18 protein-coding genes, 3 tRNA genes and 1 other RNA gene are annotated in these 23624 nt (G+C 42.8%); 7 read left to right on the top strand and 15 right to left on the bottom strand.

Annotated features, from left to right (window positions below; translation table 11 throughout):
* Positions 1-4: 4 nt before the first annotated feature.
* The 4 genes from lpxA to ACDC99_RS05255 all read left to right on the top strand — a co-directional run bounded on the left by lpxA (position 5) and on the right by ACDC99_RS05255 (position 6203).
* The gene (lpxA, locus tag ACDC99_RS05270; protein ID WP_042517591.1) at positions 5-775 is read left to right on the top strand and encodes an acyl-ACP--UDP-N-acetylglucosamine O-acyltransferase; all 771 of its coding nucleotides are present in this window, start codon (positions 5-7) and stop codon (positions 773-775) included.
* A gap of 134 nt (positions 776-909) precedes the next feature.
* A complete protein-coding gene (gene miaA, locus ACDC99_RS05265) occupies positions 910-1818 on the top strand; it encodes a tRNA (adenosine(37)-N6)-dimethylallyltransferase MiaA (RefSeq protein WP_042517590.1) in 909 nt (302 codons plus the stop codon).
* Between the two features lie 58 nt (positions 1819-1876).
* Positions 1877-4384: a transglycosylase domain-containing protein gene (locus ACDC99_RS05260; protein ID WP_022316587.1), complete on the top strand. Its 2508-nt coding sequence runs from the start codon at positions 1877-1879 to the stop codon at positions 4382-4384.
* Between the two features lie 97 nt (positions 4385-4481).
* Entirely contained in the window at positions 4482-6203 is a 1722-nt protein-coding gene (locus ACDC99_RS05255; RefSeq protein ID WP_288767610.1) for an AAA family ATPase, read from the top strand.
* 297 nt (positions 6204-6500) lie between these two features.
* Here ACDC99_RS05255 and ACDC99_RS05250 read toward each other — a convergent pair whose 3' ends face one another.
* From ACDC99_RS05250 to rnpB, 3 genes are all read right to left on the bottom strand, one after another.
* Positions 6501-6881, bottom strand: a complete 381-nt coding sequence (locus ACDC99_RS05250) for a YkvA family protein (protein ID WP_022316585.1) — start codon at positions 6879-6881, stop codon at positions 6501-6503.
* Positions 6882-7041: 160 nt separating this feature from the next.
* Positions 7042-8352 carry a YihY/virulence factor BrkB family protein gene (locus ACDC99_RS05245; RefSeq protein ID WP_370756078.1) on the bottom strand — a complete coding sequence of 437 codons (1311 nt, stop codon included), beginning with the start codon at positions 8350-8352 and terminating at the stop codon, positions 7042-7044.
* A gap of 175 nt (positions 8353-8527) precedes the next feature.
* An RNA gene (gene rnpB / locus ACDC99_RS05240) (RNase P RNA component class A) lies at positions 8528-8955 on the bottom strand.
* A 436-nt stretch (positions 8956-9391) separates the two neighbouring features.
* Here rnpB and dnaB point away from each other — a divergent pair.
* Together dnaB and ACDC99_RS05230 are read left to right on the top strand one after the other, a co-directional pair.
* A complete protein-coding gene (gene dnaB, locus ACDC99_RS05235; RefSeq protein ID WP_022316582.1) occupies positions 9392-10903 on the top strand; it encodes a replicative DNA helicase in 1512 nt (503 codons plus the stop codon).
* Between the two features lie 123 nt (positions 10904-11026).
* Complete coding sequence (locus tag ACDC99_RS05230) at positions 11027-12364, top strand: DEAD/DEAH box helicase (protein ID WP_370756076.1); 1338 nt, start codon at positions 11027-11029, stop codon at positions 12362-12364.
* A gap of 133 nt (positions 12365-12497) precedes the next feature.
* Here the strand turns inward: ACDC99_RS05230 and ACDC99_RS05225 are convergent.
* The 12 genes from ACDC99_RS05225 to ACDC99_RS05170 all read right to left on the bottom strand — a co-directional run bounded on the left by ACDC99_RS05225 (position 12498) and on the right by ACDC99_RS05170 (position 20920).
* Positions 12498-12572: transfer RNA gene (locus tag ACDC99_RS05225), tRNA-Glu, on the bottom strand.
* A gap of 43 nt (positions 12573-12615) precedes the next feature.
* Positions 12616-12687: transfer RNA gene (locus ACDC99_RS05220), tRNA-Glu, on the bottom strand.
* 15 nt (positions 12688-12702) lie between these two features.
* Positions 12703-12790: transfer RNA gene (locus ACDC99_RS05215), tRNA-Ser, on the bottom strand.
* A gap of 144 nt (positions 12791-12934) precedes the next feature.
* Entirely contained in the window at positions 12935-13270 is a 336-nt protein-coding gene (locus ACDC99_RS05210) for a cupin domain-containing protein (RefSeq protein WP_022316580.1), read from the bottom strand.
* Positions 13271-13323: 53 nt separating this feature from the next.
* Positions 13324-14523 carry a cell division FtsX domain-containing protein gene (locus ACDC99_RS05205; protein WP_370756074.1) on the bottom strand — a complete coding sequence of 400 codons (1200 nt, stop codon included), beginning with the start codon at positions 14521-14523 and terminating at the stop codon, positions 13324-13326.
* Positions 14520-15164 (bottom strand): ATP-binding cassette domain-containing protein, encoded by a 645-nt coding sequence (locus ACDC99_RS05200; RefSeq protein ID WP_370756072.1) that lies wholly within the window; start codon positions 15162-15164, stop codon positions 14520-14522. The genes ACDC99_RS05205 and ACDC99_RS05200 overlap by 4 nt, the downstream gene beginning before the upstream one ends.
* A 19-nt stretch (positions 15165-15183) precedes the next feature.
* The gene (locus ACDC99_RS05195) at positions 15184-16497 is read right to left on the bottom strand and encodes a DUF4836 family protein (RefSeq protein WP_370756070.1); all 1314 of its coding nucleotides are present in this window, start codon (positions 16495-16497) and stop codon (positions 15184-15186) included.
* A 101-nt stretch (positions 16498-16598) separates the two neighbouring features.
* Positions 16599-17333 carry a 16S rRNA (uracil(1498)-N(3))-methyltransferase gene (locus ACDC99_RS05190; RefSeq protein WP_370756068.1) on the bottom strand — a complete coding sequence of 245 codons (735 nt, stop codon included), beginning with the start codon at positions 17331-17333 and terminating at the stop codon, positions 16599-16601.
* A 12-nt stretch (positions 17334-17345) separates the two neighbouring features.
* The gene (locus ACDC99_RS05185; RefSeq protein WP_022316575.1) at positions 17346-17894 is read right to left on the bottom strand and encodes a bifunctional nuclease family protein; all 549 of its coding nucleotides are present in this window, start codon (positions 17892-17894) and stop codon (positions 17346-17348) included.
* 51 nt (positions 17895-17945) lie between these two features.
* Entirely contained in the window at positions 17946-19256 is a 1311-nt protein-coding gene (locus tag ACDC99_RS05180) for an MFS transporter (RefSeq protein ID WP_278840288.1), read from the bottom strand.
* A 633-nt stretch (positions 19257-19889) separates the two neighbouring features.
* Positions 19890-20543, bottom strand: coding sequence for a 7-cyano-7-deazaguanine synthase QueC (gene queC, locus ACDC99_RS05175; RefSeq protein WP_370756067.1), 654 nt, complete (start codon positions 20541-20543; stop codon positions 19890-19892).
* 2 nt (positions 20544-20545) lie between these two features.
* Positions 20546-20920: a RidA family protein gene (locus ACDC99_RS05170; RefSeq protein ID WP_022316572.1), complete on the bottom strand. Its 375-nt coding sequence runs from the start codon at positions 20918-20920 to the stop codon at positions 20546-20548.
* Between the two features lie 265 nt (positions 20921-21185).
* Between ACDC99_RS05170 and thrA the strand changes: the two genes are divergently transcribed.
* Entirely contained in the window at positions 21186-23615 is a 2430-nt protein-coding gene (gene thrA, locus ACDC99_RS05165) for a bifunctional aspartate kinase/homoserine dehydrogenase I (RefSeq protein ID WP_044079904.1), read from the top strand.
* The last annotated feature ends 9 nt before the right edge of the window (positions 23616-23624 follow it).

Below are 23624 nucleotides of genomic sequence, written 5' to 3'. Positions count from 1 at the left end.
TAATATGAATCAAATCAGTCAGTTGGCTTTTGTTCATCCTGAAGCGAAACTTGGGGATAACAATATAATTGGCCCATTTTGTTATATTGACAAGAATACAGTCATAGGAGATAACAATGTTCTCCAAAACGGCGTTACGATACATACGGGTGCTCGTATAGGGAATGGAAATGAATTTTTTCCTGGTGCAAGTATAAGCACCAAACCACAGGACCTGAAATTTGTCGGTGAGGAAACTACTTGCGTAGTCGGAGACAACAACAGTATCCGCGAGAATGTTACTATTTCGCGTGGTACAGCCTCCAAAGGTACTACAATAGTAGGCAGCAACAATCTGCTTATGGAGTGTGTTCATGTGGCTCACGACTGTGTCATGGGTAATGGTTGTATTATAGGAAATGCTACTAAATTTGCAGGTGAAGTAGTTATTGACGACAATGCCATTGTCAGCAGTACCGTGTTGTGTCATCAGTTCTGTCGTATCGGTGGCTATGTCATGATTCAGGGCGGAAGCCGTTTCAGTCAGGATATTCCTCCATATATTATTGCTGGCAAGGATCCTACCAAGTACTGCGGAATAAACCTAATAGGTTTACGTCGCCGCGGATTTAGCAATGAGAAAATCCAGATGATACACGATGCCTACCGAATATTGTATTCCAAGGGACTGATTTCTGAAGGTATAGCTGAAATACGTTCAACATTGCCTTCTTGTCCGGAGATAGATTATATCATTGATTTCGTACAGTCTTCTAAACGTGGTATTATCCGTTGATGAAGAGAAGTTAACCCAAATCTTGTTGATGATTTGGAATTAATAGTGTTAAAATAGTGTTTGGTTGGCTTCTTTACAAGTTGCTCGCCAAACACATTTCGTTTAAAAACATTGTATACTCCATTCTTGTATTCATGAAAAATACTCTTCTCGTTATTCTTGGGCCTACAGGTGTAGGCAAGACGGAACTATGTCTTCGCGTAGCCGAGCATTTCCGTATTCCAATTATCAATGCCGATTCCAGACAATTGTTTAGGGAACTTCCTATAGGTACAGCTGCTCCAACCTCGGAACAACAGCAACGCGTGAAGCATTATTTCGTTGGAAACCTATCGCTTGGTGATTATTATAGTGCTTCAAGATATGAAGAAGACGTGATGGATTTCCTGTCTGGTTATTTTTCCAGCGATAGAAAATTGGCTTTGATGACTGGCGGCAGCATGATGTACATAGACTCTGTTTGTAACGGGATAGACGATATACCTACCATTGACGATAAAACTCGTCAATGGATGAAAGACAGATATACGACCGAAGGGCTGGAGCCTTTGTGTGCTGAATTGGAGAAACTTGACCCTGAATATTATTCAATTGTTGACAAGAAGAATCCCAAAAGAATAGTTCATGCTTTGGAAATATGTCATATGACAGGCAAGACATATACTTCATTCAGAAAAAACAAAATAAAAGAACGTCCCTTTGATATCATTAAAATAGGTCTTAATAGAGACAGAGACGAACTCTATGAACGTATTAACAAGCGTGTGGATGAGATGGTCGGTTCGGGACTTGAAAAGGAGGCACGTGAAGTTTATCCTTTCCGCCATCTCAACTCGTTGAATACAGTTGGATATAAAGAGTTGTTCGAATATTTTGACGGTAAATGCACTCTGGATGAAGCCGTTTTCCGTATAAAGTGTGACAGTCGTAAGTATTGCCGCAAACAACTTACTTGGTTCAGAAGAGACCCGCAAATCAAGTGGTTCCACCCGGACAATATTGAAGAAATCATAAAATATATAGAAACAATGATATATATCTAAAGTAAATTTGTACTTTTGTTCTGAATTTACGTAATTGTTAAATAAATGTAGACATTATATGCTTGATAAGTTGAGAAAAATCTTTGTTCTTGTCATTAAGAAGCTTGGTGCTTTCTTCAGATGGTATAAGAACCTTTATAAAGGTAGGGCATGGTACACAAAGACCATACTAGGTTTCTGTTCCAGTATAGTGGCATTTATCATCTATCTTGGAATGGTAGACATAAACTTCCTATGGCTTTTTGGTAGCTCGCCTGGCTATTTCTCCGGAATACTCGATCCTCAGGTAAGCGAGGCTTCCGAGATTTATAGTGCTGATGGCAAGATGATAGGAAAGTTCTTTAATGAGAATCGTACTCCAGTGAAGTATGATGAAGTGGCCCCGTCCTTTTTCAAAGCATTGGTTGATACAGAGGATGAGCGTTTTTATAAGCATCTTGGTATCGATCCTATCGGTTTGTTCGGTGCCGTGAAAGATGCTGCCACTCATCATGGTGCGCGTGGTGCTTCTACTATAACCCAGCAGTTGGCAAAGAATATGTTCAGAGTGAGGAAGAACTATTCTACTGGCCTGCTCGGCAAGATACCGGGTCTTCGCATCTTGATAATGAAGAGCAAGGAGTGGATTATTGCTGTTAAACTTGAGACGGTTTATTCAAAGCGGGAAATAATCACGATGTATGCCAATACTGTAGATTTCGGTTCTAATTCGTATGGCATTAAAACGGCTGCAAAAACCTATTTCAACACGACCCCGAAAGATTTGAAGACTGAACAGGCTGCAGTGTTGGTTGGTATGTTGAAGGCTACCACATTCTATAATCCGAAGTCTAATCCGGAGAACAGCAAGAACCGTCGTAATGTTGTTCTCAACAATATGGTGACGCATGGCGATTTGTCTAGAAGTGTCTGCGATTCACTTTCGGCACTTCCGATCAAGTTGGATTTCAATCAGGAAGAGAATTATGACGGACAGGCAAAGTATTTCAGAGAGGCTGTGTCAAGACATCTGAAAGACTGGTGTAAGGAGAATGGCTATGACCTATATAATAGTGGATTGAAGATCTATACCACTATAGATTCCAAGATGCAGGAATATGCCGAGGCGGCTGTTACCAAACAGATGCGTCAGGTACAGAAGAATTTCAACAGTCATTGGGGTAACCAGGAGCCATGGCGCGATGAAAATGGTAATGTAATACCAGGATTCATAGAAGGAATATTGCAGAAGCAACCTTATTATCAAGAGCTTCTTGCACGTTTCCCTAACAGTCCGGATTCAGTGAGCTATTATGTCAACAAACCACATAAGGTGAAACTTTTCGATTATGAAAAAGGAATGATTGAGAAGGAGATGAGTACTGTTGACTCCATTCGTTATATGGTTAAGTTCATGCATTGCGCTTTTGTTGCGATGGAACCTCAGACCGGTGCTGTGAAGGCTTGGGTAGGAGATATCGACTTTGACACTTGGAAATATGACAAGGTGGAAGCTGACCGTCAGCCTGGCTCTACATTCAAACTGTTTGTATATACAGAAGCGATGAATCAAGGACTCACTCCATGCGACAAGCGCCGTGATGAATACATCAGAATGGAAGTGTATGACAAGGTGAAGCATGAGAATACGATTTGGACTCCAAGCAATGCAAACGGCAGATTCTCAGGTGACTCCATTCCGTTGAAGAGCGCATTTGCCCGAAGCATCAATTCCATTGCCGTAAGGCTTGGGCAGGAGATGGGCATAAAGAATGTGATAAACACAGCGCATCAGATGGGTATTACAAATGAACTTGATGACGCCCCATCATTGGCTTTGGGTTCTTCTGATGTGAGACTCCTCGATATGGTTAATTCATATTGTACTGTTGCAAACAATGGTAAGCATGTGCTGCCTTCATTAGTTACGAAGATTGTAGATAGAGAAGGTAAAGTCGTTTATCAGGAGAATATAGAGGAGCAACAGGCAATACCCTATAAGAGCGCATTCTTCATGCAGCAGCTTTTGATGGGCGGAATGAGAGAACCTGGTGGAACGTCCCAAAGTCTATGGGGATATGTAGGCAATGCCAAGGATACGGATTTCGGCGGTAAGACAGGTACGACAAACAACCATTCTGACGCATGGTTCATGTGTGTAAGTCCAAAGCTTGTTGCCGGTTCATGGGTAGGTGGCGAATACAGATGTATTCATTTCCGTACTGGAGCATTAGGTCAGGGTAGCAGAACGGCATTGCCTGTATGTGGCTATTTCATGCAGTCTGTCATGAATGATCCTAATTTTTCAAGATATCATGGACATTTCGACAAACCGAAAGATTCTGACATTTCTTACGGAATGTACAATTGTTCAAGTTATGTTGCTGTAAAGAAGGATACGACCCAGACAGACAGTACGGCTGTCATTATGGAAGACGAGGTGTTCCTGGATGAAAATGGAAATATAATTCAGAGCCCAGAATCTCAGCATAAAGGCTCTAAGGCAGAGGATGCCAAGCCTCAAAGTGAAGCTGAGCCAAAGAACAGCAAACCGAAGAACCACAACATGTCGTTGGATGATTTCTGATGACGATTTTACGAATTGGATAAATGCCTTTTCATTCGCCATATTCAGAGATTGAAGTCTTCTTCAAGCCTCTATGAGAAAGAGAAGGTGTCTTGAAATGGAAGATATCATTGATACTGAAAACGAGGAGTTCAAGAAGGCTCTTCAGATAGTTAACTTTACCCGTCGTTCGCTTTTCCTTACAGGAAAGGCGGGGACGGGTAAGTCTACTTTCCTACGATATATATGCCAGCATACAAAGAAAAAACATGTAGTGCTTGCACCTACAGGTATTGCCGCTATTAATGCCGGTGGTTCAACGCTTCATAGTTTTTTCAAATTGCCATTCCATCCATTGATTCCGACGGATTCTCGTTTTTCGAATAGGAATATCAAGGAAACTCTCAAGTATAATGGAGAGAAAAGAAAATTGATACGTGAGGTGGAACTTGTCATTATAGATGAGATAAGTATGGTTCGTGCAGACATTATCGACTTTATTGATAAGGTTCTGCGAATCTATACACGAAATATGAGGGAACCGTTCGGTGGGAAGCAGTTGCTTTTTGTAGGTGATATATATCAGTTGGAACCCGTGGTGAAAGAAGAAGACCGCCAGTTCCTGCGCCCTTTTTATCCATCACCTTATTTCTTTGATGCACATGTTTTCCGTTCTTTCAAATTGGTGAGCATAGAGTTGAGAAAAGTATATCGCCAGACCGATTCTACATTCATCAATATATTGGATCATATACGGACTAATATGGTTACTGCAAATGATTTGCAACTTCTCAACAATAGGGTGGCGGCAGTTTCCCCATCAGATAGTAATGGTCTGTCGATAACACTCTCTACACGGCGTGATACAGTTGATTACATCAATCAATGCCAGTTGGATAAATTGCCAGGCGAAGCATCAGTTTTTTATGGTGATATAAAAGGGGATTTCCCTGAAAGCAGTCTGCCTACTCCTATGCAACTAGACCTTAAAGTCGGTTCCCAAATCATTTTCATAAAGAATGATTTGGACAAACGCTGGGTGAATGGCACCTTAGGAGTCATTGAGGGCATAGACGAAGGGCAAGGCGTTATATATATCGTTTCCGAGGATGGCAGAGAATTGGAGGTAGAGAGGGCATGTTGGAGCAATATGCGTTATACATATAATGACAAGGAACAGAAGATAGAAGAAGAGGAGATAGGTTCTTACACTCAGTACCCGATACGTTTGGCATGGGCTATTACTGTTCATAAAAGCCAGGGACTTACATTCAGGAATGTCAACATAGACTTTACTGGTGGGGTGTTTGCCGGTGGACAGACTTATGTCGCACTTTCACGTTGTACTTCTTTGGAGGGAATAACTCTGAAAGAGCCAATACGTAGGAGTGATGTTTTCGTGCGCCCCGAGGTAGTTGCCTTTTCCAGAAATTATAACGATTCTCTTGTTATCAACAAGGCTTTGTCTGAATCTAAGGCGGACAGGGAGTATCATGATGCGGTCAAGGCATTTGACAAGGGTGATATGGAATCCTTTCTCGACAACTTCTTCAAGGCTATACATAGTCGTTATGATATAGAGAAGCCATTAGCCCGGCGGTTTATCCGTAGCAAACTGAATGTGGTAAATAAGTTGCGTGCTGAAAACCAGCGTCTATTGGAAGAGAAGAAAGAAAAAGATGATTTTCTGAAGCGTCTGGCTGTAGAATACGTCATGCTTGGCAAGGAATGTGAAAAGGAAAAAATGAACGATGCAGCCATTGCCAATTATAAGAAGGCTCTGAAGCTTTGCCCTGATATTCCTGAAGCCAAGCGTCGCCTGAAAAGGTTGCAGAAATGATTGAAATAAAAGTATTAGTCTTTAAGCATGTTTTATGAATGCTTCAACCCGAATCGGTCATTAGGGCTTGCTTGGATTTTGCTTTTTAGAAGGATGGGGTTTGTTTGGCTTTTAATGAGTAATAGCGAGCTATTGCGAATTAAAAACAAGCAAAAGGCACCTTATAAAAAAACAAAAGACTGCAAGCAGTTATTAAAATTATACATTTAACGGCCTAATGACCGATTTGGGTTCAAGACTAATACTTGTTGATGATGGAATATCAGAAAATGATTTGTTGGATTAACGTTTGTGGTTTTACATTTTCAGCTCGTTGATTTCTTCCATTTCGTCCTCGTCAAACCATTTTGTCAGTTTGCTCTTGGCTTTCTCCTTGATTTCTTCAGAAACATCGCCTATTTTGCCGATTACATATAGTAATACTGCCAAATCGTCTCCCAAACCTACGATTGGAATTGCATCCGGTATTACATCAAGCGGACTGACGAGATAGCCTAAAGCTCCTACAATGATGGCTTTGTCCTTGATAGACACTTTGTCGCTCTGCAAGGTGTAATATAGCACGAGTGCGATGTATACAAGTTTAGCACCGGCACGTTTGGCTATTTTCGCTATTTTCTCCAAGAATTCACCATTTGTGAATTTGTTGGAGTATGACATAAAATCAGGTAATTCCATTTTTATTATATTTTACGTTTCTAATTAGTTGTCTGACGCCACACCTTTATAATGTAATCGTCTTAATGATGGCAAAATTACAAAAAAAACTTGTATGTCCCAAATGATACATTTGTTCATCATTTGTTTACTTCTTATTTTTAGTAATTCTTATGCTAAATCACAGGTCTTTCAGCAATATCTCTCTTTGTTTCTTGAGATATGCCGAATGTTCAGCAATTACTTTGTTCCATTTTTCATGGTTCGCCTCAGACAAATTCAGTTTGAGTTCCCATTTCCCCTTTGTTTCATATTTGTCGATAAGTCGCCCTACGCTGAGTCTTGATATGTCTTGCGCCGGCTGATATACGCTGACATCTCCCTTTTCATCGCCTGATATTTCATTGATGAGTCCGAGATCGATGAGCTCATATAGTATGTTTTGTGTTATGCGTATGGGGATGTTCGTATTGAGCTTCAGTTCAAGGGCCGTGTACGGTGATTCTCCTTTTTCAAAACGCTTGCATATCATGCTCATGATCAGCATACTCATTATCATGCGGTATCGCGGACTGATTTCGTATGTTTCCGTGCGGAAGGCATACTCTTCCATATTCTGGCTCGTATAGCATAGCTCTGCGCCGAAAAGACATATCGACCATGATATCTGCACCCAGAGCATGAAGAGCGGCAAGGCTGCGAATGAACCATAGATTGCATTATAGCTGCTTACCCAAATCTGCGAATGGATATAGAATAGCTGTAGTCCCTGCATGGCAACACCTGCCAAAACTCCCGGCCAAATGGCGCATTTCAGTTTTACCCTTATGTTTGGCATGAATACATAAAGGGCTATGAAAATGGCTGACATCAAAACGAAGGGCATGATATCCCACAATGTCCTCACCATCGGGGCAAACAATTCCATGCCCTTTGTCTGGCTTGTCACCGTAGCTACGAATATTGATATACCGGATGTGACGACAATGATGATAGGGGCTAGGATAAACATTCCCATATAGTCGGTCACAGTCCTGAAGAAACTTCTCGGTTTCTTCACCTGCCATATATTGTTGAAGGCCAGTTCGATGTTCCTGATAAGCATCGTTACTGTCCATAACATGAAAACAAGTCCGATACCGAGTATGATTCCACTCTTGGTGTGGATCAGATACGAATTGACGAAGCCGATTATCGTTTCGGCAGCCTGTGGCTGGCTCGACAATACATTTCTGAACCACTCTTCTATGTATTTGTTGTAGCCGAACCCCCTTGCTATAGCGAAGACTACTGCCAGGATAGGGACTATTGCCAGGAGAGTGGAGTAGGTGAGTGCGGCAGCGTTGTTTATCATTCTTTTTGTTGTAAAACTCTCAATGGTCAGTATCAGCATTCTAAAAGATGCGATGATCAGCCGTTGTGATTGAGGTTTGTTGCTGTAGTCTCGCCAAATTCCTACTTTGTAGAAATCAGTTATGTCTTTTATTGTCATTTGATGCTATTGTGCGTTTTTTTTGATTAAGATTGATTATGCCAAATATCGGATGCAATAATCTCCACCAGCCATTACACACCATATTGTTTAGTCGGTTTTTGCTTAATTGTTGCTTTTCGTTTTTCAAGCAGATCCTGATGGCTGATTTGGGATGAATTATAAAAATGAAAAAGAAAGCAGTGTCCCTATAAGCCGAGTTCTGTTCCGGTAAAGCCTCTCGACGATACCGGCGCCTGCCATTTATCTAGAACATGAGTCACCCCATGTCTCAAGCATTCTACCCTCCATCGGAGTTAGTCGGACGGGCAATCCTCAAACGATGGTTTACATGAACTTGCAGCCTCCGGACGACACAGCCCGCTGGTCACCCAGCGACTGGTGGTCTCTTACACCACCTTCTCACCCTTACCATCCTTCTTTTGTTTTGGATAATATAGTGAAGAATCGAATCCTCACATTATTATCAAAGGATGGCGGTTGTTTTCTTCTGTCGTATCCTACTGTTGCCAATAGCTTCCATTTTCAGAAGCGGAGCACCCTATGCTGCCCGGACTTTCCTCTCGTAGCCAGATGCTACCAGCGGCAGAGCCGGGACGCTGCATTCTTTTCAATGCAAAGTTACAAATAAAAATTGGAATATGTTGGATTTGTATTCCATAATTTGAAATATGCTTGTCTTTTTGGCATTGACGATAAGATTTTCTTACTTTTTGTTCCTGATAATTATGTTGACATCATTTTATTGTATGATTATTTGTGTGTTTACAACTCTTGTTTTGTACGTATGTTTACAAAGGAGATAGATTAGTTTCAATCTGTAAAATAATTAAGGAAAATAATTAAAAATAGTTTAATTCATCAATGTTGTACTATCAATATTACATTATTATTTAGTATTTATTGCGATTTGTTGGCTTTATATAGATATTTCTTAATGAAAAGTATTGTAATCTTCTGTATTAAATGAAATTTTGTTGGAGTGAAAGTTTATTGTACCTTTGCATTATCATAGCAAACATTTCATTAAATTCAAAATATGGCTAATCAACCGAAACGTCCGCAACATAGACCGATAGATAATAATTATGGTCATTTGCAGCCTCAGGCTCCGGATATTGAGAAGATTGTTCTTGGAGCTTTGATGATAGATAAAGATGCTTTCACCATAGTTGGTGAGATATTGCATCCCGAAACTTTTTACGAACCACGTAATCAGAAGATTTATAGCGCAATACAAAAGCTTAATATTGACGAGCGACCTGTAGACATCCTTACTGTCATAGAGGAACTGAAACATGAAGGCACTCTCGAAGAAGTGGGAGGAGAGGCTTATGTCATAGAACTGAGTTCACATGTGGCATCTTCTGCACACATTGAGTATCATGCTCATATTCTGGCTCAGAAATATATGGCCCGGCAGCTGATTTCTTTCGCCAGCGTTGTAGAGACAAAGGCGTTTGATGATACCGTAGACGTGGATGAGCTGATGCAGGAAACCGAGTCGAGTCTTTTTGAACTTTCTCAAAAGAACCTTCGCCAGGATTATACTCAAGTAGATCCTGTTGTGAAGGAGGCTATCAAAATTCTGCAGAAAGCTGCTGAAAACAAAGGTGAACTTACCGGTGTGCCGACGGGTTACCGCAAGTTGGACGAGATAACGGCTGGTTGGCAAGCGAGTGACCTTGTAATCATAGCCGGTCGTCCGGCCATGGGTAAGACCGCATTTGCCCTCTCTCTGGCAAAGAATATAGCGGTAGACTACAATATACCGATTGCCTTTTTCTCTCTTGAGATGAACAATGTGCAGCTGGTCAACCGTCTTATCTCGAATGTATGTGAGGTGGAGGGACGCAAAATCCTTAATGGCCAGCTGGATGATGAGGAGTGGAAACGACTTGATGCTAACGTAGGAAAATTGCAGAATTCGCCGATATATGTAGATGATACTGCCGGTATGTCAATCTTTGAGTTGCGTACCAAGGCGCGACGCCTTGTGAGAGAGAAAGGGGTCAAGGTGATAATGATCGACTACTTGCAGCTTATGAATGCCAATGGTGCACGTTTCGGAAGCCGTCAGGAGGAGGTGTCTACTATCAGCCGTTCGCTGAAAGGTCTTGCAAAGGAATTGAACATCCCTATCCTTGCCCTTTCACAGCTCAACCGTACTGTGGAAAACAGAGATGGACTTGACGGCAAGCGTCCTCAGTTGAGCGACTTGCGTGAGTCTGGAGCCATTGAGCAGGATGCCGATATGGTACTCTTTGTGCATCGTCCAGAGTATTATCATATTTATCAGGATGATCATGGCAATGATTTGAGAGGTATGGCACAGGTGATTATCGCAAAGCATCGTAAGGGCGCCACAGGAGATGTCACGCTTACTTTCAAGGGTGCATTCACGCGATTTGAGAATCCCGATGAGAGCCGCATGTCAAATGCCGGAGATATCGGCGGGGAGATTGTGGGTAGCCGCCTGAATGGCGGTGACGATGTGCCCCCTCCATTTATTGATCCGGGGGTGATACCTGTCTCTGAACCGCCATTCTGATTGTCTTTCCTTTGGGGATTAAGCGGTAAGGTAAAAATACCATTAAATAAAAAGACAGAGGTTTTGGCGTGTCGCTTGTCCGACATGATATATTATCTCGTTTAACAAATATCCTATATAATTATGAATATTGATTCCATTCTTGAGAAACTGCATATAGAGTCGCTCAATAAAATGCAGCTTGATGTTGCGAAGGCGATGAGTACAACATCAGATGATGTCGTTATCCTTTCTCCTACGGGTAGTGGTAAGACGTTGGCGTATCTCTTGCCGCTTGTTTTCAAACTCAACACAACCGTGGATTTTCTTCAGGCGGTAGTTATTGTTCCGAGTAGAGAACTTGCAAAACAGTCTGTTGAAGTCCTGCGTTCAATGGGTGTTCCGTTGCGCGGCCTTGCCCTTTATGGTGGTAGAACAGCGATGGAAGAGCATAAGGAAATCAAGAAAGTGCTGCCGCATGTCGTGTTTTCCACTCCTGGTCGATTCAATGACCATGTGTCAAAAGGGAATATCAATCCGAGAAGCGTGAGGTTCCTTGTGCTTGATGAATTCGACAAGTGTCTGGAGATGGGTTTCGAGGAAGAGATGAAGCAGGTGTTCAAGAGTCTTCCGCTGTTGGAAAGAAGAATCTTGTTGTCGGCAACACGTTCTAAAGAAATTCCGCTTTTCGTAAATATCGATAAGGTGAGTGAAATAGACTATACCGAACCGGATTCCGGAATTAGCGTTTCCGACCGTATATCAAACTTTGTAGTCAGAAGTCCGCAGAAGGATAAGTTGGAAACGTTGTCGAGACTGTTGCGTAGTTTCGGAAACTCAAGCAGCATCGTTTTCCTGAACTATAGGGATAGTGTGGAGCGAACTGCTAAATATCTCTCCGAACAGGGTTTTGTGACGAGCACTTATCATGGTGGTCTTGAACAAAAGGACAGGGAGGACAACCTTTATGTGTTCAGTAACGGCTCGTCTACGGTTCTTGTCAGCACCGACCTCGCTTCTCGTGGCTTGGATATTCCGGATGTTGATAATATAATCCATTATCATTTGCCGCAGGGTGAGGCGGAATATACTCATAGAGTAGGTCGAACTGCCCGTTGGGATGCTGTCGGCCGTGCCTTTGTTCTTTTAGGGCCTGAAGAGAAATTGCCGGAATTTGTTGACCAGGAACTTCCTGAATATGTCATTCCTGATGATTTGGGAGATATTCCACAGCCTCGCATGGCTACTATATATATCGGAAAGGGCAAGAAAGACAAGATTTCAAAGAGTGACGTGTTGGGCTTCTTGTGTAAGAAATGCAGTCTCACTTCAAATCAGATAGGTCGTATTGACGTGGCAGACCGTTATTGCTATGTCGCCGTTGCTCGCAATAAGGCAAAGCAGGTGCTTAAGTTGGCAAATGGTGAGAAGATTAAAGGCGTGAAAACGGAGTTCAAGCTTAAGGGCAATAGTAACAGATGATTTTGTTTTCTTGTAATATATAATGGTCTGCGTCTCTTGAGGCGTAGACCATTTTCAAATTCGCCCACTGAATATTCCATAGAGTTTATAGGTGTGGAAAAAAAAATAGAGTTACATTTCTGTAACTCTATTCTGGTAGTGGATAGGGGAATCGAACCCCTATGCCAAGATTGAGAATCTTGTATCCTAACCATTAGATGAATCCACCATCTTATGATTGCTTTGAAGAGATTGTTGATAAGAACATTCTGTAGTGGATAGGGGAATCGAACCCCTATGCCAAGATTGAGAATCTTGTATCCTAACCATTAGATGAATCCACCATCATGTTTAAATTGCGGAAGCTGGGGGATTCGAACCCCCGGTACGTTAAACACGTACGGCAGTTTAGCAAACTGCTGGTTTCAGCCACTCACCCAAACTTCCAAGCAATTTATTTATCAGCATTTCTCTTAATGCGGTGCAAAGGTAGCGTTTTATTTTTTAATACCAAACTTTTTTGCGTATAATTTTCCAAAATGCTTGTTTTTTTGCTTTTTCTATACAGATTTACGCTGTTTTTGCCATTATTTATCTTGCTAATGCCGTGACAACTGCAAAATAGACCATATCTTTATCAGTATTGTTTTTCATGGAATGCGAATGTCCGTTTGGGCAGTAATGCACTTTTCCTGCTTTTACGATTTCAGTTTCTCCGTCGTAATTGAAGGTGGCTTCTCCTTCTACTATATAAATAATCTCACAGTTGCCGTCATGTAGGTGGTATCCTGTTGATGCTCCAGGTTTAAGGATGCTGAACATGATTTTGTTGTCGTCGTCAACAAAATTTCGGGTTATCAGTTCGCCTTCTCCCCCTTTGAAGTTAAGGATGGAGTTTTTTCCTATTTTATCAAAATCAATTACCATAATGTTTTTGTTTAATTTTAAATATGAATGTTATCTTGTATTTTCGCTTGTCCTTATTCTTTCCTTTTCCAAATATTCATCACTTTCCTGTGGATGGCGATTTGGTTGATTGCAGAAACGAACACCAGAAGTATTATTCCGAGTGTTATAGACTTTATCATCGTCGTGTCTTCAATCTGCGGGAAAAGTGTTTCTATAATGCCCATATAATAGTTGCGCACGAAGTATAGTATCGTCCATGTTATTGCCAATACCGTGATGTTGAGTACTATCGTAAGTATCTGGTAGGGCAGGGCAACTTTGCGTGGGCTGTATCCTATAAGGAGCAGGTTCTCTAGCTTCGTAGAGTTCTTTTGAACCAGAAGGTATATGCTGAGCATGAGTATATAGAAACTCAGAGCGCTTATTATCAATCCGATACCCATGACGAGCGTCACTATCATTCTGAGGAAATATGTTGTCTTTTCTGCTTGCAGCTTGTCCGTATCCACTTCATAGCCTTTTTTGTCCAAGTATTGAGAGATGTTTTCATCTGCAGGATTTCCCACTTCTGCTATCAGTCTGGATGGTTCTGAGTGTTGTTCAGGAGCGTAGAGCTTGTTGCTCCAGTCCATGAACTTCTGCGGAACGAGTATCGTGTTCAGTCTGCTTGAGAATCCGATCACTTTTCCTTTGTATTCATCTTTGTGTCCATTGCCGTGTATGAAGATCTTGAAATCTATCATTCCCATCAACCCTTCGCTTATTTTGGGAAGAGAGTGCGACTGGGCAAATCCGAAGTTATACATATTAATATATGTGCGTGGTAGTATTATCGGCACTTCGTGACTGCCTTCCGTGTATGTCCAGTCTTGTAGCGACACGTCTACAAAGCCGTCAGGAACGCTCTCAAAGAAAAGTTCTGAGTTCAGAATCGTTTGTCCGTTTATGCCCATATTCGCGTCTACTTTGTATTCAGTAGATGTAAAGGCTGCTGTTTTCTTTGTGAAACTTTGTTCCTTTAGTTCTTCAATTTCTGAATTGCTGAATGTGTTTGATGATGAAGACAGAGTGCTGCCAGCTCCGATTTTCTTGCTTATTATCAGATAGTCAGCCTTCATGAAACTGTCTTGTGACGTGAAGACCGGCAGAACATCATTGTAGAATTGGAATCCCAACAATACTATGAACATTCCGAAAAGGTTTGCAAAGAAGAATCCGATGAATTGTGGGATGCTGATATGTTGTCTTAGAAGTTTCCAAACGAGTTTCATAATCTGTATGTTTTATCGTAATTTAATTCCATGTGCTTGCCGATGCTTGTTACGATTATGCCGGCTCCCTGTCTTCGGGCTTCATTCATCATTATTTCTGCCATTGCTTCAGAGTTCTTGTCGTCGAGGTGGCTGATGGGTTCGTCGGCTAAAATGAAGTCGAATGGCTGTACAAGAGCTCTGATCATTGCCACTCTCTGCTGCTGGCCGAATGACATCCTTCCGGCTTTGCTCTCAAGCTTGTCTGATATTCCCAATTTTTCAAACCATTCTTTAATTTCTTTTTCTGTCTTGAATTTGGTTATGTCGTTTTTTATCTGCACGTTTTCCCATGCGGTCAGCTCTGGGAATAGTCTGAGTTCCTGGAATAGAAATGCGATATGCTTCTTGCGTATTTCAGTCCAGTCTTTCACTTTGAATTCTGAAGTGATGGCATTGTCGAATCTTACTGTTCCCTCGTAGTCATGTCTGTAGCCGAGGATGTAACTGCAGAATGTGCTTTTGCCTTTTCCGCTTTCGGCTTCAACAAGATACAGCTTGCCCTTTTCAAATTCGGCTTTGCAATTCCATATTTCAGAGTCGATGTCTCGTTGGCTGGAAAATACGTTGGGAATGATTTTGTCAAAAGTTATTGTCTTCATTTTATATTGTCTTGTGACTTTATTTCAGAGTATATATTATAGTCTTGATGTCTCCGAATATCGGCTTGATGATGTCGGCAGCGTTTGAAAGCGCCTTGTTGTCACCAAAACCTTCTGATATGTTCAGAATCATGCACAATCGGTTGCCTTGTATGTGTTTAGTGATAGATCGCGGTATTGGGTGAAGGCTTGGCTTCAGTATGTTTGTGGCAATGTCGTTGTCTGAACTTGCAAAGAATTCGTTGCTGTCTGATGCTCCAAACCAGAGCGATGTCTCACTGCCTTTAAGGTGGAAATAGTCTTTGCCGCAATCTTCAATCTGTGTTCCTGCAGGGCATGATTTTTTCCAATAATCCACGTCTTTGAGGAAATTCCTGTTTGCCAGTTGTGCGACCATCGAAATTTTCATGTCGTTTTCGTCGTATGATCCGATGCTGATTGCAAAATCCCCGTTTACGCATCTTAGGATATTATCCATGTCGATTGCGGTATTTGCTCCAGCCAGAAGTGCTCCGAGTGCAGGATTGTTGTGTGCTATATCAACGAAATCCGGTCCGTTGACATTCATGAATATGCTGCAGAGCGATTTCCCTGATATATTGTTGGTGTATCTGCCGTTTATTTTCCTTAATTTCCCAGTTGATTTCTGTAGTTCTTCATCCACCTGTTTGTTTAGCGAGAACGTATTTCCGTTTATCAACAGGCATCCGTCTTTTGTCGCAGTCATCGAGGCTGCTATGAGTATTTGTGAAGCGTCAGAGCCTTTTGGCTGTCCTATGGTGAATGGTATGGAGAGTTTTTCTGGAAGTGCGTCAGCTTGTGCCACCATTGTCATAGAGCCTTCGATGCTGTTCAGCTTTTCGAATAGGGGTGAACTCTTTATACCATCGTCATCTTCTTGTTTCAGCCACCTTCCGATTGCTCTGATTGCATCAGCTTGTTGGGCGGGAAGTATCGGTCCTTGTATCAGCATGGCCTTGTCGTTGTAGCCGATAGCCCATGAGCCTTTGAGCAGAGTGAAATTGAAATCGCGCTTTTTAATGACTTTGTCGCATATCCCCTTTTCCTTCAGCTTTTCAAAGCAGGTGTTGAGGTCGTCGCTGTCGTCCACCTTCATGCAGGCTCCAAGATTGCCTTCTGCCGTTTCGAAGAGATATATCCTGCTTGTCAAGTCCAGTCCGCTTTCATCTATCCCGCAGTCTTTGAAAAGTGCCGATATAATACCTTTGCCGTCATTGCCGTCTGTTGGCTCCATTTCTCCGGCATCTATTGATATTATCGCTTTGCTGTTTGCCGGGATGGCATTTGTATAGTCATCGTTTGAGCAAGACAAGTTGATGCAAATACACGACATTAAAACGAGTAAATGCATAAATGATTTTCCTGTCAGTTTCATTTTACCAGTAATTTATTTACCTATTGAACTATGTTTCTTTAATCTTTTCTGCAAATCAGTTGGGCGCACATCGCGGCATACAAGGCTGCTGTTTCTGTGCGTAGTCTGCTTTTGCCAAGCGATATGGGTGTAAAACCGTATTTCATCGCTTCTCTCACTTCGTCGATAGAGAAGTCGCCTTCTGGTCCGATAAGTACCGTGATGCCATCGCTCGAAGCCTGTTCTTTCTCTTTGCTTGCCGTGTCGAAGAAGTCTACGCTTGGTATTTCTTCATAACAATGGGCTATGAATTTCAGTCCGGCTCTTTCTTTTTTTATGAAATCATTGAAGCGTGTGAGTGGTGTGAGTTGTGGCCTGTATGGTTTGCGGCTTTGTTTTACTGCTGATATTATGATTTTGCCCAGACGTAGTGTCTTCAATACCTTTCTTTCAGAAAACTGGCAGTTCAGGAAAACAAGTTCGTCGATGCCTACCTCGGTGGCTTTTTCTGCAAACCATTCTATACGGTCCATCATCTTGGTAGGAGCAACGGCAATGCAGATGTTTCCGTTCCATGTCTTTTCCTGTGGCATCTTTTCTGTGATTTCATACATGCAGTGTTTTGTCGCAGCCAGAGTCACCTTCGCTTTGAAGAAATTGCCGTTGCCGTCCATCAGAAACATATCGTCGCCGCTTTTCAGCCGCAAAACTCTTAATGCGTGCATAGCCTCTTCAGCAGGCAGTTCGGTGGATGATTCTGCATCTGGAACAAAAAAGTATCTTGCCTCTTTCATGTAAGTAAAGCTTTATGAGTCTTTTTTTCTTTTGTTAATCTCGTCTCTCAGTTTCGACGCCATTTCGTAATTCTCCGAGTCTATTGCTTTTTTCAAGGACTCTTCGAGCATTGGTATGCTTATGGCGTTGATGGGTACCGTAACTCCTGTCTTTTTTCCTGTATATTCTACAGACTGTTGTCTCATGAGTGTTTCAGAGATGAATATCGGAATGTCGGCAACCATTGAGAGCAACACAGCGTCGCTCGCTCTTATTGGCGTGTAGTCGAGGGTGTCGGCGTTGAACACGTAGACTTTGTATTGTCCGTCAACGATGTCTGTGATGAGGATTTCGAAAATGCTGTTCGTGTTTTTTGTCAGCAGTTTCACGAGAACCTCAGGCAGTAAATTGTCATTTACAGGTTCTGGCGACTTTCTCTTGTCTATTTCCAAAGCCACGTTACGCTCACAGACTATGGATAATTGGCGTGTCTTGTCAAGGTCTGTAAGTGACAAGATGCCAATTTCCTTGTTGCCGGCTATTTCTGTCGCATTGTCGAATATAAGTCTTGTTTTGTCCATATCAGCTTTCAAGTTTGTTTTTACCGTTTGTTTAGCCGATAGCTATTTGTATCATTTCGTTTCTCTCTCCTTGAACAGCAAGGCGAAGCCTATACCTACGGCAAGAGCGAATCCTGCGAAAATGAACCAGCATGTCTGCCATTCACCTACAAGGAATCCGTCTTCTGTCCAATGGCAGTAGTGGTTCACAATCATACCGGCAAGTATAGTGCCGATTGTAGCACCGAGTCCGTTAGTCATTAGCATGAACAGTCCTTGTGCTGATGCCTGTAGCTCTTTGTCGCATTCCGCATTGACGAATAGTCCGCCGGAAACGTTGAAGAAGTCGAAAGCCATGCCGTATACTATGCACGAAAGAATCAGGAGCGTCACTCCAGGGAATGCAGGACCACCGAGACCGAAGAATCCGAATCTCAGTACCCAGGCGAGCATAGCCAAGAGCATCACGTTCTTTATTCCGTAGCGTTTCAGGAAGAAAGGTATCAGAAGAATGCAGAATGCCTCAGCTACTTGAGAAATCGATACGAGCAGGGTGGCGTTGTTTGCCGCGAATGTATCGGCAAGTGCCGGATCTGCCTTGAAATGTGTGATGAAAGGAGTGGCAAAACCGTTTGTCACCTGCAACGACATTCCGAGAAGGCCTGAGAATATGAAGAACATTGCCATTCTTCTTGACTTGAACAGCTTGAAAGCATCGAGTCCGAGGATTTCTGCCATCGACTTCTTGCCTTTGTTGTCTTGGTGCTTCTCGATTTTGCATTGGGGCAGTGAGAAACAGTATGCAAAGAGGACGATGCTTAGAATGCCCGACACGAGGAACTGCAGATGGGTGTATTGGAATTTGCTGCTGTTTTCGGCGATAGTCAGAGTGAATGCTCCATCGTTTATCGCGGCACAATTCACAAACCACATGGTGATTATGAACCCTACTGTTCCCAACACTCTGATAGGGGGGAAGTCCTTCACGGTGTCAAGTCCATGGTTTTGTAGAATCTTGAATGCTACGGTGTTAGACAATGCCAGGGTAGGCATGTAGAAAGCCACGCTCAATGTGTATACGGTCATGAAGACTACCTTGTCTGGCATTGGGTTGAACTCTCCAATCATGCATAATGCCACCATGCCTAATCCTGCTGCCAGATGACAAAGTCCGAGCAGCCTTTGTGGCTGTATGTATTTGTCGGCAACGATTCCCATCAATGTGGGCATGAATATGGACACTATGCCCTGGATGGCATAAAACCATGATATTTCTGTTCCCATTCCTGCTTTGCCAAGATATTGGCCCATAGAGGTCAAGTATGCTCCCCAGACCGCAAATTCCAGGAAGTTCATTATCGCCAGACGCACTTTCAAGTTCATCGTATTTACATTTTAGTTGTTTTATATTCCTTTTGTCTCAAACATCCAGATTTCCGGCTTCAGCCGGTTCGTGGGAGATAGATGATACAGACCGAATGCACAAGATCAAGCCTGTGTGAATGTCATGCCGGGCTGCTGCTTATCTTAATATGCAAAGATAGGATAAAAAAGCCAACTGGCAAAGATAAATAATCAATTTCTTGATTATCTTTGTTTTTATCATTCTATGGTAATGCTTTTCTGAGGAAAGAAATGTTGTCTTATAGGTGTTTGTGGATGTGTAAATTGGCTGTTTGGCTTTGTTAACCTATAGGGTTTTGTCTTGAAACACGGTGGTTTGTCATGCGCAAACCGCAGGGTGAATATGGCTGCTGCGGTGTTTTTTAAGATACCGCCCAAGTTTTGTCTGAATTGTGGAATATTGGAGGGTGGCACAGTTCATTATTCAAAAGATGCCAATGATACTTCTGTGATACTTCCGTGATACTTTTATGTAAAATAATCTAAAAAGTATCATTCTCACAAGTTGTTGACTTTCAGTGGATTGTCATTGGTTTTTCTTGTGAGAATGATACTTTGATATTATTCCCTTGGAATTAATATTCTGAAATGCGTATTTGAGAAGAATTGCCCCTATTCTTCGTATTGGGTATTGTCTGTGATTCCTGCGTCTTTAAGGGCTTCCTTTCTCTCGACACAAGTCCCGCATTTGCCGCAATGCTTCTCTCCGCCCTTGTAGCAAGACCAGGTTTCGGTGTAGTCGATGCCGAGTTCTTTTCCCTTTCTTGCGATGTCTGCCTTCGTGATGTTGGTATAAGGTGCCGAAATCTTCACGTTGTTGTATGAACCGGCTTTAGTCGCTTCACACATGGCAGAGATGAATTCAGGCCTGCAGTCTGGGTATATGGCGTGGTCTCCGCCGTGATTGGCTATGAAGACGTTGTCCAGGCCCCAGCTTTCGGCTATTCCTGCGGCAATGGAGAGCATGATTCCATTTCTGAAAGGTACTACTGTAGACTTCATGTTCTCATTCTCGTAGTGGCCTTCGGGTATGGCTTCTGCTCCCTCCAGGAGGCTGCTCTTGAAATATTTGTGTATGAAATCTAGAGGAATCGTTATGTGTGGGATGCGAAGTCTCTGACAATGCATCTCTGCGAATGGAATCTCTTTGGCGTTATGGTTGCTGCCGTAGTCAAAGGAGATGCCGAGCGCTATGCGGTCTTTATAATCGTAGAGCAGCGTAATGCTGTCCATTCCGCCGCTCACGATGATTATGCTGTCTTTCATTCTTATTTTGCAGCTATGCACTCAACTTCAACAAGGGCACCCTTTGGAAGGTCCTTCACTGCGAATGCAGAGCGTGCAGGGAATGGCTCGTTGAAGAACTCGGCGTATACTTCGTTCATCTCGCCGAAATACTTGATGTCGGCAAGCATTACAGATGTCTTGACAACGTTGCTGAGGTCGAGACCAGCAGAGCGGAGGATTTCGCGAGCGTTGTTCAAAGCCTGACGGGTCTGCTCCTTGATGCCACCCTCAACGAATTCACCTGTTGCTGGGTTGAGAGGAATCTGACCGGAAGCGAATACGAAACCGTTTACTTCAATTGCCTGGCTGTAAGGACCGATGGCTGCAGGAGCCTTGTCTGTTTTTAATGCTTTCATAAATTTAAAGTTTTAAGTTGTATGATAATAATTTTGCTTTAAGTCTCATTGCGCCTTCTGTGGTTGCAGACGGCGTTAGAAATCTTATTTACGATGCAAATTTACGTATTTTTTTTCATTGCACAAATATTTGTCCGGATTTATACGGGATATTGTAGTCGTAGATTCTCTTTTTGATACCTGATATATTGTGTACCAAAACAATTATTATTACTTTTGCAGTCTTAAGAAATATAGCATAACAATAGATATCAGAAATTAAGGTATGAAAGTATTGAAGTTTGGCGGAACCTCAGTCGGTTCTGTTGAAAGTATTTTGAGCTTGAAGAAAATCGTGGAGGGGGAGAATGATGACGTTATCGTTGTTGTAAGCGCTCTCGGCGGCATCACTGACAAACTCATAGCCACTTCTAAGTTGGCCCTTGGTGGAGATGAATCGTATAAGGCAGAGTTTGAATTCATGCAGAAGCGTCATTATGAAATGGTTGACGCAATAATTGATGATGAAGAAAAAAAGAGCGGACTTCTCCATACCATAGATAGATTGTTTGAAGAACTTAAGTCCATTTACTATGGAGTATATCTGATACACGACCTGAGTCCCAAAATCCAGGCCGCAATCGTGAGTTACGGAGAGAGACTTAGCAGCCATATCGTGGCGACGCTGGTAAATGGCGCAAAGAGGTACAACTCTCTGGACTTCATAAAGACTATCAAGAAACATGGCAAGAACGTGCTCGACAGCGAGGTTACCGCCGACGCCGTGAAGGAAACGTTCAGAAACAGGACACAGAAGTCTGTTGTGCCAGGATTCATCAGCACAGACAGAAATACTGGAGAAATTACTAATCTCGGCAGAGGAGGAAGCGACTATACGGCTTCTATCATCGCCGCAGCATTGGATGCCGAAGTCTTGGAGATATGGACTGATGTCGACGGATTCATGACGGCCGATCCTAAGGTGATACATACTGCATATACTATCAACGAGCTCAGTTATGTTGAGGCTATGGAGCTTTGTAATTTCGGTGCAAAAGTAGTGTATCCTCCTACTATCTATCCGGTATGTGTCAAGAACATACCTATAAAGGTGAAGAACACCTTTAATCCCGATAGTGCGGGAACAACGATTCTGAGCCATGTGGAGAATGATTCAAAGCCAATCAAGGGTATCTCGAGTATCAAGGGAACGACACTGATTACCGTTGCAGGACTTTCGATGGTTGGTGTCATTGGTGTCAACCGCCGAATATTCACGGCTTTGGCAGAGAATGGCATTTCCGTATTCATGGTGTCACAGGCTTCATCAGAGAATTCCACTTCTATCGGTGTCAGAGACGTGGATGCGGAGGAAGCTGTAGCTGTGCTCAACAATGAATTCTCAAAGGAAATCAGGACAGGAGCCATGTTCCCGATGCATGCTGAAAGCGGACTGGCAACAGTGGCCATCGTAGGCGAGAACATGAAGCATACGCCAGGAGTTGCCGGTAAGCTCTTCGGCACTCTCGGAAGAAGCGGTATAAGTGTCATTTCGTGTGCACAGGGTGCTTCAGAGACAAACATCTCATTCGTGGTGGACGGGAAATCATTGTATAAGGCATTGAACGTAATTCACGACTCTTTCTTCCTCAGCGAGTACAAGGTGCTGAACCTCTTCATCTGTGGAGTCGGCACGGTGGGCGGAAACCTGATAGGACAGATAAAATCGCAGTACACGGAGCTTATGGAAAAGCAGCGGCTGAAGCTTAATGTCGTGGGTATCGCTTCAAGCCATAAGGCAATCTTTGACCACAACGGCATTGACCTGGACAACTATCAGGCTTTGCTGAAAGAATCAGCAGAAAGCGACACTCAGAAGCTGAAGAATGAGATCATAAGCATGAATACCTTCAACAGCGTTTTCGTGGATTGTACGGCTAGTGCCGACGTGGCGGCGCTATATCAGGAGCTTCTCGAACATAACGTTTCCGTAGTGGCTGCAAACAAGGTGGCAGCTTCGGGTGATTATGACAGCTATCTGAAACTTAAGGCGACGGCTTTGCGTCGTGGAGTGAAATTCCTTTATGAAACGAATGTCGGAGCAGGATTGCCAATATTGGGCACGATAAAGGACTTGTGTAATTCTGGAGATAAGATACTTAAGATAGAGGCAGTTCTCAGCGGTACGTTAAACTTTATATTTAATGAAATATCAGCAGACGTTCCTTTCTCCGAAACTGTGAGAAGAGCAAAAGAGGAAGGCTATAGTGAGCCGGATCCACGCATCGACTTGAGCGGCAAGGATGTAATACGCAAACTTGTCATCCTGACACGTGAGGCAGGATATAAGGTTGAGCAAGAGGATGTGGAGAAGAACCTTTTCATTCCGTCCGGCTTTTTCAATGGTACAGTTGAAGAATTCTGGAAGAATCTCCCGACGTTGGATGCCGGCTTCGAGAAGAAACGTGAGGAACTTCAGAACGAAGGCAAGCGTTGGCGCTTTGTGGCAAAGATGAACCATGGCAAGACGAGCGTCTCTCTTGAGGCAGTTGGCCAGCAGCATCCGTTCTATATGCTTGAAGGTTCAAACAATGTCGTACTCCTTACTACAGAAAGATATCATGAATATCCGATGCAGATAAAAGGATATGGAGCTGGAGCAGGTGTGACGGCGGCTGGCGTGTTTGCAAACATCATGTCTATTGCCAATATATGATTCTTTTTC

Source organism: Prevotella pectinovora, from assembly GCF_041323955.1.
Lineage (GTDB): Bacteria > Bacteroidota > Bacteroidia > Bacteroidales > Bacteroidaceae > Prevotella > Prevotella pectinovora.
This window is presented reverse-complemented; position numbering and strand designations above follow the sequence as displayed.